At 72.4% G+C, this 18,721-nt stretch carries 15 protein-coding genes; 7 read left to right on the top strand and 8 right to left on the bottom strand.

The window, feature by feature from the left end; genetic code table 11:
- Positions 1 to 137: 137 nt before the first annotated feature.
- The 4 genes from PWG71_RS18305 (at position 138) to PWG71_RS18290 (ending at position 5,070) form a co-directional block, all read left to right on the top strand.
- Entirely contained in the window at positions 138 to 1,427 is a 1,290-nt protein-coding gene (locus PWG71_RS18305) for a DUF2786 domain-containing protein (RefSeq protein ID WP_274811032.1), read from the top strand.
- A gap of 162 nt (positions 1,428 to 1,589) precedes the next feature.
- Positions 1,590 to 2,375: an RNA ligase family protein gene (locus PWG71_RS18300; RefSeq protein ID WP_274811031.1), complete on the top strand. Its 786-nt coding sequence runs from the start codon at positions 1,590 to 1,592 to the stop codon at positions 2,373 to 2,375.
- Positions 2,359 to 3,498, top strand: coding sequence for an AAA family ATPase (locus PWG71_RS18295; RefSeq protein ID WP_274811030.1), 1,140 nt, complete (start codon positions 2,359 to 2,361; stop codon positions 3,496 to 3,498). Before PWG71_RS18300 ends, PWG71_RS18295 begins: the two co-directional genes overlap by 17 nt.
- A gap of 246 nt (positions 3,499 to 3,744) precedes the next feature.
- Positions 3,745 to 5,070, top strand: coding sequence for an MFS transporter (locus PWG71_RS18290; RefSeq protein ID WP_274811029.1), 1,326 nt, complete (start codon positions 3,745 to 3,747; stop codon positions 5,068 to 5,070).
- On the opposite strand, the gene PWG71_RS18285 is transcribed toward PWG71_RS18290, so the two are convergent.
- The 3 genes from PWG71_RS18285 to PWG71_RS18275 all read right to left on the bottom strand — a co-directional run bounded on the left by PWG71_RS18285 (position 4,982) and on the right by PWG71_RS18275 (position 7,838).
- Positions 4,982 to 5,566 carry a hypothetical protein gene (locus tag PWG71_RS18285; RefSeq protein ID WP_274811028.1) on the bottom strand — a complete coding sequence of 195 codons (585 nt, stop codon included), beginning with the start codon at positions 5,564 to 5,566 and terminating at the stop codon, positions 4,982 to 4,984. The genes PWG71_RS18290 and PWG71_RS18285 overlap by 89 nt on opposite strands.
- The gene (locus PWG71_RS18280) at positions 5,563 to 7,485 is read right to left on the bottom strand and encodes an nSTAND1 domain-containing NTPase (RefSeq protein WP_274811027.1); all 1,923 of its coding nucleotides are present in this window, start codon (positions 7,483 to 7,485) and stop codon (positions 5,563 to 5,565) included. Before PWG71_RS18280 ends, PWG71_RS18285 begins: the two co-directional genes overlap by 4 nt.
- A 173-nt stretch (positions 7,486 to 7,658) precedes the next feature.
- Positions 7,659 to 7,838 carry an FXSXX-COOH protein gene (locus PWG71_RS18275; protein WP_274811026.1) on the bottom strand — a complete coding sequence of 60 codons (180 nt, stop codon included), beginning with the start codon at positions 7,836 to 7,838 and terminating at the stop codon, positions 7,659 to 7,661.
- A gap of 239 nt (positions 7,839 to 8,077) precedes the next feature.
- On the opposite strand from PWG71_RS18275, the gene fxsT reads away from it, so the two are divergent.
- Positions 8,078 to 10,618 carry an FxSxx-COOH system tetratricopeptide repeat protein gene (gene fxsT, locus PWG71_RS18270; protein WP_274811025.1) on the top strand — a complete coding sequence of 847 codons (2,541 nt, stop codon included), beginning with the start codon at positions 8,078 to 8,080 and terminating at the stop codon, positions 10,616 to 10,618.
- 86 nt (positions 10,619 to 10,704) lie between these two features.
- On the opposite strand, the gene PWG71_RS18265 is transcribed toward fxsT, so the two are convergent.
- Positions 10,705 to 12,027 (bottom strand): HEXXH motif domain-containing protein, encoded by a 1,323-nt coding sequence (locus PWG71_RS18265; protein WP_274811024.1) that lies wholly within the window; start codon positions 12,025 to 12,027, stop codon positions 10,705 to 10,707.
- Complete coding sequence (locus PWG71_RS18260; protein WP_274811023.1) at positions 12,028 to 13,254, bottom strand: FxsB family cyclophane-forming radical SAM/SPASM peptide maturase; 1,227 nt, start codon at positions 13,252 to 13,254, stop codon at positions 12,028 to 12,030.
- A gap of 280 nt (positions 13,255 to 13,534) precedes the next feature.
- Between PWG71_RS18260 and PWG71_RS18255 the strand changes: the two genes are divergently transcribed.
- Both PWG71_RS18255 and PWG71_RS18250 read left to right on the top strand, forming a co-directional pair.
- The gene (locus PWG71_RS18255) at positions 13,535 to 14,716 is read left to right on the top strand and encodes a CapA family protein (RefSeq protein ID WP_274811022.1); all 1,182 of its coding nucleotides are present in this window, start codon (positions 13,535 to 13,537) and stop codon (positions 14,714 to 14,716) included.
- Positions 14,717 to 14,792: 76 nt separating this feature from the next.
- Positions 14,793 to 16,376, top strand: a complete 1,584-nt coding sequence (locus PWG71_RS18250) for a hypothetical protein (protein WP_274811021.1) — start codon at positions 14,793 to 14,795, stop codon at positions 16,374 to 16,376.
- A gap of 189 nt (positions 16,377 to 16,565) precedes the next feature.
- On the opposite strand, the gene PWG71_RS18245 is transcribed toward PWG71_RS18250, so the two are convergent.
- The 3 genes from PWG71_RS18245 to PWG71_RS18235 all read right to left on the bottom strand — a co-directional run bounded on the left by PWG71_RS18245 (position 16,566) and on the right by PWG71_RS18235 (position 18,711).
- A complete protein-coding gene (locus PWG71_RS18245) occupies positions 16,566 to 17,021 on the bottom strand; it encodes a GNAT family N-acetyltransferase (RefSeq protein ID WP_274811057.1) in 456 nt (151 codons plus the stop codon).
- A gap of 116 nt (positions 17,022 to 17,137) precedes the next feature.
- Entirely contained in the window at positions 17,138 to 17,857 is a 720-nt protein-coding gene (locus PWG71_RS18240) for a hypothetical protein (protein WP_274811020.1), read from the bottom strand.
- On the bottom strand, positions 17,854 to 18,711 hold the full coding sequence (locus PWG71_RS18235; RefSeq protein WP_274811017.1) for a hypothetical protein: 858 nt from the start codon (positions 18,709 to 18,711) through the stop codon (positions 17,854 to 17,856). Before PWG71_RS18235 ends, PWG71_RS18240 begins: the two co-directional genes overlap by 4 nt.
- Positions 18,712 to 18,721: the final 10 nt, after the last annotated feature.

Genomic DNA, 18,721 nt, shown 5'->3' with positions numbered 1-18,721 from the left:
TTTCCCCGGCAAAGCCGCCGGCACGCCCGCCCGGACGTTTTTCTCGGGTATTTCCGTTCTCTCACGTGCGGGGCGGGTACGCGCCGCTCGGTAGGATCGTCCACCGATCACACGACACCGCGAACGAGGGGAACACCGTGGGTGCCAAGAGGCGACGAACGGCCGGGCGCCGCGACCGGACCGTCCCCGACTGGGACGGTCCCTCGACCGCGTCGTCCCCTGCCGAGATCGTCACCGAGGCGGTCGACGCCCTGGTGATGGGACGCGGTGGCGACGGCGTCGACCTGGCCGCGGCCCTGCTCGCCGACACCGAGGACGCCGCCCGGGTCCACGACGCCGAACGGGCCCTCACCGAGGCGCTGCGCGACGCGATGACGTCGGTGTGGGCGCGCGGCTGGCAACCCGCCGAGACCACGCGCCGCGTCGAACGCCTCCTCGGCCCGGCCGCCGCCGCGGTGTGCGCCCACGCGATCACCGCCGACCTGGAGCGGCACGCCCCCACCACCGTGGCCCCCGACTGGATCGCGCAGGCGCGTGCCCTCGACACCGTCGGGGATCCCCTCGCCCACCTGGCGGACGCCCACGGCCTGCTGCGCTTCGAAGCCGTCGAACAGGTCCTGCGCACCCTGGCCGCACTGCGCGTCCTGCCACCGTTGCAACGCCTCGTCGACCCGCCCGGCGCCCACCGTCCCGGCCGGGCACGCCCGACCCGCGCGCGCACCGAGGTGGACCGGGGCAAACTCGCCCGGGTGCGGGCCCTGCTGGCCAAGGCCGAATCGACGGAGTTCCCCGAGGAGGCCGAGGCGCTCAGCGCCCGCGCCCAGGAACTCATGGCGCGGCACAGCATCGACCGGGCGCTGCTCGACGAGGACGATCCGGACTCCTCCGAGGCCGGGCACGCCCGGCGACTCCCCGTGGACGCCCCCTACGACGAGTCCAAGGCCGTCCTGCTGCACGAGGTCGCCGAGGCCAACCACTGCCGGGCGGTGTGGCACCGCGAACTCGAAATGTGCACGGTCATGGGCTTCCCCGACGACGTGGACGCCGTCGACCTGCTGTTCACCTCCCTGCTGGTGCAGGCCGAGACCGCGATGCGGGCGGGCAGTTCGGCGCGCGACCGCTCCGGCCGCAGGGCGGGGAAGGACTTCCGCTCCTCGTTCATGTCGGCGTTCGCCGTGCGCGTCGGGGAGCGACTCACCGAGGCCGCCCGCACCGCCCGCGACGCCGTCCAGGCCGAGGCCGGCCGTGACCTGGTCCCGTTGTTCGCCGCCCGAGAACGCGAAGTGGAACGGGCCGTGGAACAGGCCTTCGGCGAGCTCACCTACTCGCGGGTGCGCGGCCCCTACAGCGAGGACGGGTGGAACGCCGGACGGGCCGCCGCCGACGCCGCCTCCCTGGGATCGCGCCGCCCCGTCACCGGACGCTGATCCCCGGCGGCACGGCACCGCACCACGGGACGCGCTCGGCGGCGGTGTCCTCCGGACCGCCCCGGTACCGTGCGGCGGTGCCCTCCCGGGGTGTCCCGGTGCCGTGCGGCGCCCCGGAAAATCCCTGGCCCGGCGGCCCGGCGCCGCGCTAGAACGGTCCTCATGCACAAGTACCCGCGGACCCGGCACATCCAGGGATCACGCCTGCAACCCGGCGACCGGGACCTGTCCGCGGTCCCCTTCTCCGCCCTCGCCGGACGGCACCTGGTCGTGGAGGAGAAGCTCGACGGCGCCAACGCCGGCATCGGCTTCGGGCCCGACGGCGACCTGCGCCTCCAGAGCCGCGGGCACTACCTCACCGGCGGCCCCCGCGAACGCCAGTTCGCCCCGTTCAAGGCCTGGGCCGCCGCCGTGGCCCCGCGCCTGCGCGAGCGGCTGGGCGACCGGTACGTGCTGTACGGCGAGTGGATGTACGCCAAGCACACCGTGTACTACGACGCCCTCCCCCACCTGTTCTGCGAGTTCGACGTCCTGGACACCCGCGGGGGCGCCTTCCTGGACACCCCCTCACGCCGGGCGCTGCTGGCCGGCCTGCCCATCGTGTCGGTGCCCGTACTGCACACCGGGCCCCTCCGCCGGGTGGAGGACCTCGCCGATCTGGTCGGCCCCTCCACCTGTCGCACCCCGCACTGGCGGCGGTCCCTGGAGGAGGCCGCCCGCGCGGGCGGGGCCGACCCCGCCCGCGCCCTGGCCGAGAGCGACGGCTCCGACCTCATGGAGGGCCTGTACGTCAAGGTCGAGGAGGACGGCCGCACCGTGGACCGCTACAAGTGGGTGCGCGCCGACTTCACCACCGCCGTCCTGGACTCGGGGACGCACTGGATGGACCGGCCCGTCATCGCCAACGGCCTGGCCGACCCGGAGGTGCTCTATGCGAACGTTCACTGAGTTCACCGACCTGTGTCCGGCCCCGCCCACCTGGGACCTCGACTGGGACAGGATCCGCGACGCACTCCCCGAGGTCCGCGCCCTGGAGGGGGTGGAACAGGACCCGGTCCACCACGCCGAGGGGGACGTGGCCGTGCACACCCGCATGGCCTGCGAGGCACTGGCCTCCCTGACCGAGTGGCGGGCCCGCCCCGCCGACGAGCGGGTACGGCTGTTCGCCGCGGTGCTGCTGCACGACATCGCCAAACCCCTGTGCACCCGACGCGACGCCGACGGCAGGGTGACCGCCCACGGCCACTCCCGACGGGGCGACCTCATGGTGCGCGGCCTCCTGTGGCGGATGGGCGCCCCCGTCGCCTGGCGCGAGCACGTGGCGGCGCTGGTCCGCCACCACCAGGTCCCGTTCTGGGCGCTGGAACGCCCCGACCTGCGCGGCATCGTGTTCCGGGTGAGCCTGACCGCGCGCAACGACGACCTGGCGATCCTGGCCACCGCCGACATCCTGGGCCGGGACTGCGGGGACGCCTCCGAGGTGCTGGAGAACATCGACCTCTACCGCGAGTACTGCGCCGAACAGGCCTGCCTGGACCAGCCGCGCGCCTTCCCCTCCGACCACGCCCGGTTCCGCTTCTTCCAGCGCCCCGAGCGCGACCCCGACCACGACGCCTACGACGACACCCGGATGACCGTCACCGTCATGTCCGGCCTGCCGGGGGCGGGCAAGGACACCTGGATCGGACGGGAGCGCCCCGGCGTGCCGGTGGTGAGCCTGGACGCGATCCGCGGCGAACTGGGGGTGCGGCCCACCGACGACCAGCGCCCGGTGGCGGCCGCGGCCCACGAGCGCGCCCGCGAGCACCTGCGCGCGGAACGGTCCTTCGTCTGGAACGCCACGAACGTGTCCCGGTCGATGCGCGACCGCTGCACGACCCTGGCCGCGGCCTACGGCGCCCGGGTCGAGATCGTCGCGGTGGAGGCCCCGCCCCGGACGCTGCGCGCCCGTCTGGACCGCCGTCCCTCCCCGATCCCGACGGCGGTGGTGGACCGCCTGGTGGGCCGATGGGAACACCCGGACCCCACCGAGGCCCACCGGCTCACCCTGGTGGACACGGGAGGCGCCTGAACGATCTTCTTCATCGGCTGTTGACGTGTTACGCGCACGCACGGACCCTCATCGCACTAGGCTGTCGCCGTCCCACTGCGGCGCCGGCGGGGAACACACGGCCGCGACGCCGCCTCACGGCCCATCCGGCCACCGAGGCAGGTAGGAGGACGGCAACCCGGGAATGCCATCGGATTCCCGCACGCCGTCGGACAACGACGTCGACTTCCTTCCGAGAGCCATGCCCGAGAACGTCACATGGACGGGGTGACCACCGAGACCCGCGCGGTGGCCTCGCCCCCCGTCCCCGAGAACTCCGTCGCCCAGACCCCGTGGCGGCGCCACTTCGCCCTGTTGTGGAGCGGCGGGGCGCTCAACGGCCTGGGCACCATGACCTTCACCCTGGCCGTGCCGCTGTTGGCGCTGGCACAGACGGGTTCGCCCGTGACGGCCGCGTGGATCGCCGTGGCGGGAATGCTCCCCCGCATCCTCCTGCACGCACCTGTCGGCGTCCTGGTGGACCGGGTGGATCCGCGCCGGGTCATGATCATCGGCCAGACCGGGCGTCTGGCGGTGACCGTCCTCCTGGTACCCCCCGTCCTGCTGTGGGACGCACCCGTCTCCCTCCTCATCGCGGCCATGGCGGTGCACGGGATCTGTTCCACACTGTTCGCCACCGCCGCCACCGCCGCGGTGCCCCACCTGGTACCCGAGGAACACCTGGCCGAGGCGGTGGGCAGGAACGAGGCCCGCGCCCACGGCACCCAGATGACCGGACGACCGCTGGGCGGTCTCCTGTTCGGCCTGGCCGCGTGGGCGCCCACGGCGTTCAACGTCGTGATGTCCTCGGGCGCGCTGCTGACCGCCCTGTTCCTGCCCCGGCCGGTGCGCCCCGCCCCCGTGGACAGGGACGAGGAACGGGAACCGTTCATCGAGGAGTTCCGGGCGGGCTTCCGATGGCTGTACCGCGATCGCCTGCTCAGGTCGGCCCTGGTCGTGTGCACCATCACCAACGCCATGTTCCAGACGGTATGGCTGCTCATCATGTCGACGGTCACGCACGAGGGTTTCCCGCCCGTGCTCATCGGCGTGGTCCTGGCCGCCACCGGGGTGGGCGGCCTGCTCGGATCACTGCTCGCGCCGCGTCTGGTGAGGCGTTTCCGCCCGGTGCACATGATCGCCCTGTGCCTGTGGTCGTGGATGCTCCCGCTGGGCGCCCTGGCGGTGGCCCACCACCTCGATCCCCGCTGGCTGATGGCCACGCTCCCCTTCACCTGGGGCGGCATCGGGTTCGTGGGGGCCCACATGAACGTGACGGTGGGGACCTATCACGCGGTCCACGTGCCCCGGAACCTCCTGGGCCGGGTCCTGGGGGTGGACCAGTTCTTCGCCCAGGGGGCCATGCCCCTGGGTCTGGTGTGCGGCGGCCACCTCTTGGAGGCCTGGGGGCCGGGACCCACCAGTGCCCTGCTCGCGGCGGCCAACGGGGGGATCGCGCTGGTGTTCACGGTACTGATGGTGGTCCTGAGCCGTCCTCGGGCCCGGACAGGGAACCCAGCAGTCGCCGTAGCCCCCGATCCAGGTCCGCTTTGACGAGTTCGGCGCTTCCGGTCTCGGCGCGTTCGGAGGTCACTCGCACGAAGACCCGGTCCACCGTCGCCACCAGCTCCTCCGCGAAGGCCCCCGCCTCCGCGGGCAGCACGCCCCGCAGCCTCTCCAGGGCGGTGAGGGCCGCCAGGGCGTCATCGGGAAAACGGTCCATGAGGTCGGCCAGGCTCTCCCGGCCCGGCCCGCTGGGCCCCATGAGCCGAACGTGCAGTATCCACCTCCCGGTCATGCCGAACCTGAGCACACTCGCGGCCGCCTCACCGATGAGGGCACGATGCGCCTCCTCGGACCGAAGGCCGCGTTCCCGCTCGAACCGGTCACGTTCGGCTTCGAGCGCGTGGCGCGCCCGCTCCCGCTCGGCCTTGACCGCCCGCCCCCCGGTGACGGCCGAGGCGGTGATCGTCGCCGTCGCCGTGGTCACCCCCGTGATGAGGGCGACCAGGACGGTGGGGTCCGACCATTGCGCCAGGACCGGCGTCACGCCTCCTCCGACAGCCGGGCGGCGGTGGACACCTGGTGCGGCGGCAGAGGCGGGTGATGCGCGCTCACGGCCCGGGCCGCCAGTCGGGCGGCGAGGTCGCGGTCGCCCCGCAGACGGCGTACCCGGGCCGCGCGCAGCAGGACCGGACCGCTGTCGGCGGCTTCGACCAGGGCCTCGTCCAGCTCCTCCGACCAGGTGCCGACCCCGGCGAGGGTGGCCTGGGCCAGAGCGCGGGCGGTACGGGTGGAAGGGCTCTCCGGTGCCTCCAGGCGTTCGAGGTCGCGCAGGGCGGAGACGGCCTCCCCCTGATCCGCGAGGATCTCCCCCCGGGTGCGGCGGGCCTCGGCGTTGGCACCGTCGCGGGACAGCACCCGATGGAGGACGTCCAGGGCGGATTCGGCCTGGCCCGCCTGCCACAGGGCCTGGCCCAGGCCGGTCTGCATCCCCGGGTCGGCGCCGGCCCGACCGGCCGCCACCGCGAGGGCGTTCAGGGCGGCGGGACGGTCACGGGCCAGCAGCAGGCAGCGGGCCTGGGCGAGCAGGGCGTGGCCCACGGCGACGCCCTCCCCCAGGGAGGCCCGGAGTCCGGCCGCGTCCTGGTACAGACGGGCCGCCGACGGGAAGTCCCCCTCGTGAAAGGCCAGGTCGCCGAGCAGGGAGATGATCCTGGCCCGATCGCGGGGCCGGGGTGGCGGCTGGGCGGCCAACGCCCGACGGGCGTGCTCACGGGCCACGGGGAGGTCTCCCCGCGTCCGGGTGCGGCAGGCGAAGGAGAAGTGCGAGGCCGCCCCGCGGGGGACCTCGGGGAGCGGATCCGGAGAGGTCAGGGGGCCGGTCAGCCTCGGGTGGCGCACGAGGTAGGTGCCGTTGGCGTGGTGTCGGCCGACCAGGTGCCGGTCCTGGAGGGCTCGGGCGGCCTCCTCCCCGCCCCGGAAGGCCCGCGCGCCCTGTTCCCCCGATTCGAGGACTCGGGCGAGCCAGGCGCGCAGCGCGCGGGGGGAGACGAGGCACTCGGCGGCCGTCTCGGCCACGGCGCGCGCCGTATGGGCGCGCAGGGCCCGGTCGGTGTCGGCGGTCGGGTCACGGGTGAGCGTGCGGGCTCCGGCGGGCAACGCCTCCCACAGCGCCCGTCCGACCACCTGGAGCAGGCCCGGGTCCACGATTCCGCCCCGATGGGGCGTTCCGGGGACGGGGAGGCACAGTTCCTCGGCGAGCAGCCGTCCCTGCCCCGGCTCCAACCGGTGACCCACCCGGTCCAGGGCCAGATCGACGGCCTCGGCCGCCGCCTGTGCCGTGAGGGGGTGCAGCGGGATCTCGGCGAACCGCACGGTGTACTTGTCGAGCAGGCGGCGCAACTCGTCCCAGTGGTCGGTGCGCACGACGAGCAGCAGGCGCAGCTCCTCGTGCCCGTCCAGACAGGTGAGCAACTCCTCCAGCAGGTCGCGCCGGTGATGTTCGCCCGCGCCCCCCGGCCGCAGGAGGAGTTCGACCCGGTCAAGGACGGCGTACACGGGGATCCGGCGGCCATAGCGGTCGGTGCGGGAACGTGTGCGCAGCAGGTCCGCGACGGAGCGTCCGGGCGGTCCTTCGGGGTCCCAGGAGGAGACCAGGGCGCGGCCGTAGGGGTTCTGGTCGGGCAGGACGGCGGCGGGGAACCCGGAATCCAGACAGAGGTCGTCATAGGGCAGGACGTCGCCGCCCCTGTCGGTGACCCCGGGAACGGCCCCCGCGCGCACGAGGGAGGTCTTGCCCACGCCCGTGTCACCGTGCAGGACGGTGAGCCGATGACCGTGCCAGGCCGCCGTCAGGGCGGCGACCTCCCGTCCTCGTCCCAGGAAGAACGGCCGATCCCGGGCACGGAAGGGTCGCGGGCCGACGAACGGCCCGGGTCGGTCGTCCCACCCGGCGGTTCGTTTCATGAAAATGGCTCCCGACCAGCGAGAACGAGAAATCGACAAGAGCAGGAACGACAATGGGAATGCTGTGGGAAACAAGGAGAACAATGCCCCACACAGGCATTCTCACCTGGAACGATGCGCACGGTTCACTCGACGAGCGCTCCACACCACGGGGAATCCGCCGTGGGAACGACTCAGGCCTTATCCCCTTCGTTGGCGAAGGAGGCGACGATCTCACCGTCGGCCTCTCCGGCACCCAGGACGGACCCGAGCGCACCGATGATCACCGACTCCCCGAAGCGGCCCAGGTCCCGTAGGGACAGGCCCTCAAGAGATACCAGGGCGAGGTCATCGCCATGTTGCACTGCCGTCACAGACCTCTCCGTTCCCACCCATCCGGAGGGCGGCGGACCATCCCCCGAAACGTTTTTTCCGACTACTTCCTCGTTGAGGTTTTTACCACGCGACTGTCGCTCCCTAACATGATCGCCTACCCTGAAAACCACCCGGTCCCGGAAGCACGGAAAAAGGAATGGTGACACGGACGGGACATCAGGACCGGATGCGGTAAAGGTTTTTCTGGTGTGACGCATGTGAAAACGGAGGAAGCCAAGTGGCCGATGCGCAAGGACCGGTGGGCGACCGAGCGCCGGGGCATTCTCCCGAGGTCTGGGGAGGGGTCCCCGGGCGCAACAAGAACTTCACGGGACGCGCCCAGCAGCTCAACGCGCTCAGGTTCGGTCTGATGAACCAGATCACCGCCGTGGTCCCGCACACGCTCCACGGCTACGGAGGTGTCGGCAAGACCCTCATGGCGGTGGAGTACGCCTACCGCTACCGCCACGAATACGACCTGGTGTGGTGGATCAACGCCGACCAGCCGGGCCTGGTGCGCTCATCCCTCGCGCACCTGGCCCCCCACATGGGCCTGCCGGGGGTGAGCTCCACCGGCATCGAGGAGGCCGCCGAGACCGTGTTGAACGCCCTCCGCAGGGGCGACCCCTACCGGCGGTGGCTCCTCATCTACGACAACGCCGACGAACCCGAGGACCTGCGCGATGTGATCCCGGAGGGTCACGAGACCGGGCACGTGCTCATCACCTCTCGCAATCACCGCTGGCAGGCGGTCGCCGAGACGGTCTCGGTGGACGTCTTCCCCGACGTCGAAAGCGTCGAGTTCCTCAAGAAGCGCATTCCGCGCGGCATCACCCGGGCGGAGGCGGAGGAACTGGCCGAGGCCCTGGGTCACCTTCCCCTGGCGTTGGAACAGGCGGGAGCGCTTCGGTCGGAGACCGGCATGTCCAACCGCGAGTACCTCAGGTTGTTGGCCGAACAACCCGTCTCCCTGCTGCGCGAGGGCGCGCCGAGCGAGTATCCGACACCGATGACGGCCGCCTGGCAGCTGTCGGTGAGCAAGCTCCGGGAAAACCTGCCCGAGGCCATGGACCTACTGCGCTGCTGCGCCTTCTTCGGGCCCGAACCGATCCCCCGGGACGTCTTCTTCCCGGTGGAGGAGGGCCCGGTCCGCCCGGAGATGGTCGACCTGTTGGCCAACCCCATCCGGCTGAGCCGGGTCATCGGCCAGCTGGCCCGGTACGCGCTCATCCGGCTGGACAACTCCAACCGGACCATTCAGGTGCACCGACTGATCCAGACCCTGATCCGGGCCGAACTGTCCGCCGAGGAACAGCGGGTCGCGCGCGAGGAGGTGTGGTCCCTCCTGGCCGCCGCCGCGCCGTCGGCGATGAACAACCCGGCCTCCCAGGACCGTTACCTCGAACTGCTGCCCCACCTGCGTCCCTCCGGCATCGCCGAGAGCATCCTTCCCGAGGCCAGGGAGTTCGCCCTCAAGGTCCTGACCTTCCTGTACACCTCCGGTAACTACGCGATGGCCGAACGCTACGCACACGAATTCGTCGAGCGGTGGGCCTCGGTGTCCGGCCCCGACGACCCCCACGTCCTGGAGGCACGGCTCAAGTACGCCAACCGACTGCGCGAACTGGGCCGTTATCAGGAGACGTACGACCTGGACCGGGCCCTCCTGGAACAGACGCAGCGCGTTCTGGGCCCCGAACACCGGTTGACCCTGGCCGTGCGCTCGGGCATCGGCGCCGACCTGCGCGCCAAGGGCGAATTCCAGCAGGCCCGCGAGAGCGACGAGGAGACCCTGCGGCTGCACCGGGAGGCGCTGGGCCCCACCGATCCGGCGACCCTGCGCGCCATGTACAACCTGGCCGTCGACCTCGCCCTGACCAGCGACTTCTCCGGGGCGCGCGACCTGCACGAGCGCGTCTACATGCTGCACAAGCGTCACAGTGCGACCCAGTCCGCCGTGCACCTGCTCATCTATCTGCACGGCCTGGCACTGGCCGTGCGGCTGGCCGGGGACTACATCGAGGCCTGCGACCTGGGCGAGGACGCCCTGGCCTACGGCCGCGAACAGTTGGGCGCCGATCACCCCCGGACCCTGCGCACCCAGATCGACCTGGCCACCTCCCTGCGCATGAACGGGGACCTGGACCAGGCCCTGGAACTGGCGCAGGACGCGCACTCCCGGCACCTGCGGCTGTACGGGCTCGACCACCCCGAGACCCTCGCCGCCGCCATGTGCCTGGCCAACACCTGGCGGATGCACGGCGCACTGGCGGAGGCGCTGCAACTGGCGGAGGACACCGACCTGCGTTACGACCAGATCTACGGCGCGGAACACCCCTACAACCACGGGTGCACCAGCAACGTGGCGCTGTTGTACCGGATGTTGGGCGACCCGTCGAAGGCCCGACGGCTCAACGAGGCGTCACTGGCGGGTGTGGAGGGGAAACTGGGCCGCGACCACCACTACGCGCTGGGCGTCACCCTCAACCTGGCCAGCGACCTGGCCGCGCTGAACGACACCAAGAACGCCGTCCGCCTGGGCCGGGGCAGTCTGCGCCGTATGCGGGCCCTCCTCGGCGAAGAGCACCCCATGGCCCTGTCCTGCTCGGCCAATCTCATCCTGGACCTGCGTGCGGAGGGAGAGGACGACGAGGCCGACCGACTGCTCGCCCAGGTGGAACCCCTGTACGCCCGCGTCCACGGCCGCGAGCACCAGTTCACCGAGGCCTTCCTGTCCGGTCAGCGGATGAACTTCGACTTCGATCCCCGCCAACTCTGACCGTGCGCCGGGGCCCCGCCCCGAGGAGAGGGAGAAGGTCGCCGGCTTTTCATGGAGAGAAGCCGGCGTGGAGGGGTACGAACCGGTCAGGCCCCCGAACGGTCGCCGTTGCGCTCCAGCCATCGGGCCAGGTGCTCCCGGGCGGCCCGGTCGGCGGCCTTCGCGGCAGCCGTCGGCACCGGCTCGTCCTGCCAGGCCTCCAGGGTGCGGTTGGTGGCCGTGAGAAACCGTTCCCCCTCCGGGGTGAGCCGGCCCGACCCCGCCAGCACCCGGGCGGCGTCCAGGGTGGAACGCCGCCAGTGCGCGAAGTCGGCGTGGGCCCGCTCCGACCGCGCCCCGGCCGCGGTGTGCCGGTGCCGCCGCCAGAAACCGGCCACGCCCAAGTGGGCGTACACCCCCTGGAACAGTCCGGCCGCGGGTCGCGGGTCGGGCCGCCAGGGCGCGTAGTAACGGCTGCCGTCGTCGGGCAGGGTGAGCGGGACCAGGTCCCACAGCGCGGTCATTTTGGCGTGCTGCACCTCGTGGGCGAAGGTGAGCGCCAACGCCACCGGTTCGGGTGGGGTGGACAGCCCCAGGTTCCCGAACGCGTGCCGGGCGGTCGCGCTGGTGTGCGCGCCGTCCGCGGTCCGGGTGGGGGTGAGGGTGAGGACGGTGTCGACCGTCTCCTCCGCGATCGTCCAGTGGTCCTCCACCAGGATCTCCCACGCCTTCCACAACACGGCACGCCAGTGGTCGACCTCCGGTCCGGTCAGACGGCGGGCGACGATGTCGGCCCCGGGCATGCGGTCGGGATCCTGGTCGTCCAAGAGCAGGGCCAAGCGGTATCCCGCGTGTTCGGCCTCCATCCGGCGCAGCGCCTGCCAGCCGGGGCCGTCCCGGTGCGGATCGGCGGGCACCGCCACCTCCCTGTCCCGCGTGGCCAGGACCGCCCGGCCGTCGGCGACCTCGGCCACCGCTCCGGTCTCGCCGCCGACCACGGCCCGGCCCAGGGACACGAGCGGGGCCGTGGGACCGTCCGGGGGGACCTCGATCCGCAGCGTCGTCCCGGCCCGCAGCGCGGCGGCGGCCGCCAGGGACGCCAGGACCGAGACACGGGGGTCATCGCGGCGCCGCCCTTCCAGGGCCAGCACCGTGCGCCGGGCCCACACCCCGACCGTGGGGTGGCGCAGGGTGACCGCGACCGCAGCGGGGTCCGTCTCCTGCGCGGCGATCAGGGCCCACCACGCCTCTTCGGCATGGCCCGTGTCGGGGTGGCCCGCCTCCCTGGCCGCGTCCAGCACCCGGCGCACCAGCAGCAGGTGCTTGCCGTACTGGGCTGCGCGCAGGTGCGCGGTGGCCTTGGTCCCCCCTCCTCCCACGGCCAGGGCGTCGAACACCTCGTCGGGAACGGTGGCGGGGGTGGTGGGCATTCAGTGTTCTTCCCGGATGCGGGCCACGTCGGCGGCCACGGTCTGGTGGACATGGGTGATGAGCCGGGCCAGGTCGGCGCAGTACACGGACGGGTTGCGAAACCCCGTGCCCCTCCGGTGGCGGTGCGGATAGAGGCCGCCCCCGCACACCCGGACCAGAGGGCACGCGACGCAGGTGTCGCTCAGCGCCCGCAGTCCGATCTGCCGGGCGACGATGCCGGGCGTGTACAGGGCCTCGGTGAAGGGGTGGGTGAGGATGTGGAAGGGCGTGCCGGCGGCGCCCTCGGCCACGGCCTTGAGGCTGTCGACCTGTTCGACCGATCCGTCGGTCTCGATCACCACCATGGCGGCCGGGGAGAGCCCCACGGACTCGGTGCGCGAGGGGGAGCCCAGGACCAGCCGGATGATCTCGGTGAACATACGGATGTCGGTCTCCCGCACGGGCGCCCCGTACCAGCGGTCGAACACGGCGGTCAGCCAGTCGCCGTAGGGGGTGCCCTCCCCGGTCAGGCCCGGTGGCGGTGCGTCCCAGGTACCGTGCGGGAGGAGGAAGTCGACGCCGGGCGGGTCGAACTCCAGCAGCGCCTCATAGGTGGTCACGGGGTCGGATTCCAGGTCGACGGTGGCCAACAGCCCGGACAGCAGATGCCGGTGACGGCGGGTGAGGCGGTCGAGGGCGGCCCGGACCTCGGCGTGGGTGCCGCGTCCGTTGGCACGGCGCCGGTGGCGGTCGTGGTCCTCTTCGGCACCGTCGACGCTCACCCCGACCCGCACGCCCAGTTCGTCGAACAGGTCGAGGAAGGCGTCGTCGACGAGGACACCGTTGGTCTGCACGCGCAGGGAGACGTGGACGTCGGGTTCGCAGGTCTTGCGGAGGGCGTCGGCGACATAGCGGATGTGGTCCGCCCCGGCCAGCAGGGGCTCGCCGCCGTGGAGGATGACGTCCACCCGGGAACGGTCGTGGGTCCGGGCGTGCTCGGCGATCCGTTCGGCGACGCGGTCGACGATCGATCGGGCCATTCGGCGCGGTTGGCGTCGCCAGCCCTGGTCCGCCATTTCGTACATGTAGCAGTAATCGCAGGCCAGGTTGCAACGGCTGTGGATCTTGAGGACGAACTGGCGAAAAGGGGTGGGACGCCATCCCTGGGCGAGCAGTTCCTCCACGTCGAGTCCGGCGGGCCATTCCGCCTGGTGGGGACGGGCTGTCGTGACAGGGTCGTCGGTCACGCGGCGCCCTCCTGGGACGAAAGCACACAAAAAGGGGGAATAGGACCGATTCCCTTCCCTATGTGCTCTTATGCGAGCGGGGTCAAACCTTGCTCTCGGACGGTCCCTTCCTCCGGGGGCGGCCCGGAGCGCGTTCACCGGCGACGATCACGAACGCGAGAACGACGCCGCCCGATGTTCGTGGGAACGGTTTCATCACGTTCGATTCTTTTCCTTTCCTCGACCGACCACACACCCATCGGTTCCCATCGCTCACCCGTGCCGTTCCTACCGTGGAACGATGACCGCATCCCGGCCCGCCCACCGCGCCGTCGTCCGTCTCTGCACCCCGTCGTTGCTGCTCGTGGCGGCCCTGGCGGGGTGCTCCGTTCCCGAGGTCGAGCACACCACCACCGCGGGTCCGCCCAGCCCTTCCCCGCACGTCCCCCGCACGCTGAGCGTGATCGGCGGCGGTGACGTGCTGGTCCACTCCTCGGTCTGGGAGGAGGCCCGCCGGAACGGGGAGGGGGAGTTCGACTTCGCACCCCTCTTCGCCGGGATCGCCCCCACCCTGAACGAGGCCGACCTGGCCCTGTGCCATCTGGAGGTCCCCTTGGCGCCGGAGGAGGGGCCCTTCACCGGTTACCCGGTGTTCGCCGCGCCCCCACAGGTCGCCCGAGGGCTGGCCGAGTCCGGTTACGACGGCTGCTCGACCGCCTCCAACCACACCTTGGACGGCGGAGAGGCCGGGGTCGTCCGCACCCTGGACGCCATGGAGGAGGCCGGGTTGGGCGCGGCCGGCAGCGCCCGCACCGAGGAGGAGGCCGCCCTGCCGACGATCTACGAGGTGGCCTCGGCCGACGGGGGCGACCCCGTGCCGGTGGCGCACCTGTCCTACACCTACGGCTTCAACGGCTTCCTGCCCCCCGAGGGCAAGGAGTGGATGGCCGACCTCATCGACGAGGAGGCCATCCTCGCCGAGGCCGCCCTGGCCCGGGAACGCGGCGCTCGGATCGTGGTGCTGTCGATGCACTGGGGCACCGAGCACATGCACCAGGCCGACGCCGACCAGCGCGAACTGTCCCGGCTGGTCGGTTCACCCGACATCGACCTGATCCTGGGGCACCACGCGCACGTGGTGCAGTCGGTGGAGCGCGTCGACGGTGAATGGGTGGTGTACGGCCTGGGCAACCAGGTCTCCGGCCAGTCCTCGCCGCCCATCGACTCGCGCCGCGAGGGGGTCCTGGCGAAGGCGGAGTTCACCGAGGTCGAACCCGGCGTATGGGAATCGACCGCCCTGGAGATGGTGCCCACCTGGGTCGCCCTGGACCCGTTGCGCGTGGTGGACCTGGCCGACGCGCTGGCCTCCCCCGGCCTGTCGAAGGTGGACCGGGAGGTGTACGGGGCGGCGGTGGAACGGATCGCCTCCCATGTCGACGGGCTGGGGGTGAGCGCCGATCCGGACTTCTCGATGGCCGGTTGACCGTCTCGGGGTGGGGCTCCGACGCGATTTCGGCGTTCCCGTCTCCGGCGGTGAGGGGCGCGGTTACCCTGAAACCGTGAGTACCACGACTTTCGGTGGGGAGACGGTGACGCAGGGCATCGCCTCCGCTGTGCGGGGATGCCTCGATTGGGCGCGGGACGCCGGCACCGGTCCCGTACCGGACGCCGACGCTCTGGCCCTGCTGCTCACCGCGCACCTGGAGCTCGGCGCGCCCGAGCCCGGGGACTGGTACGTGGACGACGTGCACGAGGTCGCCCGCGTCGTGCGCGCCGGCGCGCGCCCCGACGGCCGCCGCCACCCCGGTGCGCTCCGCGACACCGCTGTGCTCCGCTCCACCTGGCTGGCCTGGTGCGATCACCTGGTGGACCAGGGCGGTCTGGTCTCGGACGAGAGCCCTCGCCGCCTCCGGTCCGCCATCGAGGAGGTCGACCTGACCGTGGGAGGGGACCGCGAGCCCGCCCCCGCCCCCGCGGGCGCCGAACCGCTCCTGGACCGGCTCGACGGCACACCGCCGCGACCGGTCGCCCCCGCCGAACCGAGCGATCTGGACGACGCCGCACGTCAGTGCCGCACGCTGGCCGATGCCGCCCGGCTGACCGTCTGGGTCGATCGGGGCCGGCTGCTGCGCCCCGATTCCGAGGGCCGCGACGCGCTGTGCGCCGAGGACGTGCCGGCCGCCGCGGCCCACCTGGAGGCGTCACCGGCCGAGATCGACCACCTGTTCTCCGTCGCCCGCTCCGCGCGTCTGCTGCGCACCACCTACACCCGGGTCCTGGCCGGACGCGCCGCCTACGCCTGGTCGGCCGGTGTCCCCGGAGCGGTCGCCGACGCCTGGGCCGACGCGCTGCCCGCGATGACGGCCGAACACGGCACCATCGCCCTGTTGACGCTCACCGATCTGTTCCTCATGGGCCGGGAGCGCACCCCCCGCCAGATCACCGCCGCCTACCGGGGCAGGGACGGGATCGACGAAGAGCGGGTGCGCGTCGCCCTGGAACTCCTGGCCGACCTCAAGGCGGTCCACCGGACCGACGGAGGATTCCGGATCGGCCGCTTGGGCGACCACTGCGTGGTGCGCCGGCTCCGACGGGTCGGCGTCCCGGTGCGGGTGACCCGGGCGATCACCGACATGGACGCCCACGAGGTGCTCTCCCTGATCGAGGAGGGGCGTCCGACGGACACCGGGGACCTCCTGCACAGGTGGATCGAGGGGCGGGATCCCGACACCGCCGCCGGCGCCCTGCTGGAGGCCTCCACCGCCCCCGGGGCCTGGCACCGCCGCAGGAACGTCACCGAACTGCTCGCCCGGCTGGGGGTCGATCCGGAGACGACCCTGCGCCCCCACCTGGACCACCCCGTGCTCGGCGGATGGGTACGGCGCCTGCGTGCGACCGGTGAGGAACCACCGACCTCACGTCCCACGGCGTGGGCCCTGCTGGACGACTACGCCGTGCTGGTGGAGGCGGGCCTGCCGCTGCCCGTCCGGGACCGCGAACGGTTGTCCCCCCACGCCGAACACTTCATCCGTTCCGTACGGTCGTCCGACCACCCGGCCGCCGACACGGTCCTGGACCGCCTGGCCGACGGGGAACTGGGGCTGGCCCTGGCCCGGGCGGCCCGCCGGGCGCGCTCGGTGTGAACACGGCACCGCGACGCACACGACACCGGAACGAACGCGGACGGGACACGACCTCCCTCCCCCTTCCGAAGGAGGAAAGCCCGACCGCCCGCCACGGGACGGTTCCGCGCACGCGGCCGCCTCACGTCGGCGGTTCCACGGCGAACGCGGACGCGGCGGGGACCGGCCCCGCCACGGCCCCCACGGCGTTCAGTCCTTGAGCACCAACTCGTAGGTCGACAACACGACGTCGGGCAGGGGCGACCAGTCGCGCTCGGGAACCGGGACGAACCCGCGGGCCCGGTACACGTACTGGGCGGAGAGCATCTGCGGTTGCGTGGACAGCAGCAGCCGGGAGACTCCCTCCTCACGGGCCCGTTCCACCAGCGCGTTCACCAACGCGCGCCCCACACCCCGGCCTCGCGCCTCGGGCGCCACCGCGAACGCCCGTACCTCCGCCTCGTCCGCGCCCCGGGCCACCTCGCTCTGCGGTGACCAGGGTTCGAACATGATCGTCCCCAACAGACGACCGTCGTCCTCGGCCACGAGGACCTCGCCGTGGCCGTCGGCGCCCAAGAGCCGCAACGTCTCGACGTAGTCCGGGTTGACATCCAACAGTCCGTCGGCCGTGTAGGCGATCACCCGCAGCTCGCTGACGGCGCTCATCTCATCGGGAAGTACTCGACGCACGATCATGGTCGACATTCAACATGATCGAAGGGGGAGACGTGTGCGTTCGCCGCGCCTCCCAAGACGCCGAAAACGTCACCGTGAGTGACTTTTTACGTAGGTTCATCCCCTCTGTCGATCTCGCGTTCCCGCTGTTCCACCGGGACATCCCCGACGGCGAGGGGTTTCCGGCCATCACGCAACGCGTTCGGGGGCGCGCCGCGCAGGAACCGTTGGGCCCCCGCCCAACGGTCGGTGCCCGGTCCGGCCGGACGGTGATCGCCGGGGTCGCCCGACCACACCGGGCACGCCGGGGGCGGGTCCGTCCGTTCCCAGAACGTCGCCACCGGCGGTGGCCCCGACCGCACGGACAGGGCACCCCGGGAACGGCCCGCCCGGCGCAGCAGCTCCCCCCGTTCGAGGCCCCGCCACGTCAACAACAGGTACGGGTCGGCGTCGAAGACCCGCGCCATCTCCGTCACCGCCCCGCGCCCGTGGGCGCACCCCGGGACAGGACACGAGCAGGACACGTCGAGCGCCGAAGGATGCCGGGGGAAGAGGACGGCACGGTGCCGCTCGAACACCCCGGCCAGGGCCACCGGGGTCCGCCCGAGCAACACCGCCTCGCGCAGACCGTGATCGGCGGCGACGGAACCGAGGATCCGCTCTCGCACCGGTCCGGGCAGCGAGGCGTGACGCACGGTCACCCAGTGGTGACGCCGACCCGGGCTCACCCGGGCCGCGACCAACCCGGGGCGCACGTCCAACCAACCGGTCTCGACACGCTCCACCGGCCCCCACGACGCCACCGTCCGGGCGCATCCCCAGATCATCGTCGACCGTCCGATACGTACGCCGCGCACCCGGGGGCGGTCGGCACGGAGACGCCCCGCCCGGGGAGGACCGGCGCGGCGGCGGTCACCGAGGGGAGATCCCCGGTCGCCGCGCGGTGCGCGCGCACGAACCACTCCCGTGTCGGCCCGGCGGCCCCGACGAGGTCACCGTCACCGGGACGGTCGGGGAAACGATGGTCCAGGAGATCACGGACCGCGACGTCGGTGAGCGCGCACAGGCACTCCAACAGGTCGGTGACGACCGCCTCCCCCGCACGGTCCGGATCGGACTCCGGGGGGTGGTGGGCGCGCAACGACGGTGGTGACGACGACGCCGCCTCCCGCAACCAGGAGAAGCCGGCCGGGGCCAGCACCGGCCGCCACCGGACCCGCACGGTCTCCTCGTACCGGATGGAGGGCACGACGCACCCGTTCCCGGCGTGCTCGCGCGCGCTCCGGGAGAGCGCGGCCAGGTGACGCAGGCTCCCGCCGGCCCAGGGGGCGTCGGCCCGGGACAGCAGGACCGACGCCGCTCCCGGGTCGAGTTCGCGTACCGGCACCGACCACGGGCGCAGGGTCGGCGGCGCGACCTGGGCGGGGACCCGCCCCGGGGGGAGCAGACCGGGCGGGGCCATGGGGTGCCGGGGCCATCCGGGCAGGTGGAGCACCGCGACCCGGGGGGTGTCCGCTCCCGCCCCGTCCACGCGCCGCCCCAGGTCCTCGGGCGGCAGGGCGTAAGGGTGGGGCGGCACACGGCGACGGGAATCGGTGACGAGGGGCAGGGTGGCGTCCATTCCCCACACGTACAGTCGATCGTTGAACCAGAAACCCTCGACGATGTGCTGTTGGAGCATGCGCCCCAGT

The sequence above is a fragment of the Nocardiopsis sp. N85 genome, from assembly GCF_028882275.1.
Lineage (GTDB): Bacteria > Actinomycetota > Actinomycetes > Streptosporangiales > Streptosporangiaceae > Nocardiopsis > Nocardiopsis lambiniae.
This window is presented reverse-complemented; position numbering and strand designations above follow the sequence as displayed.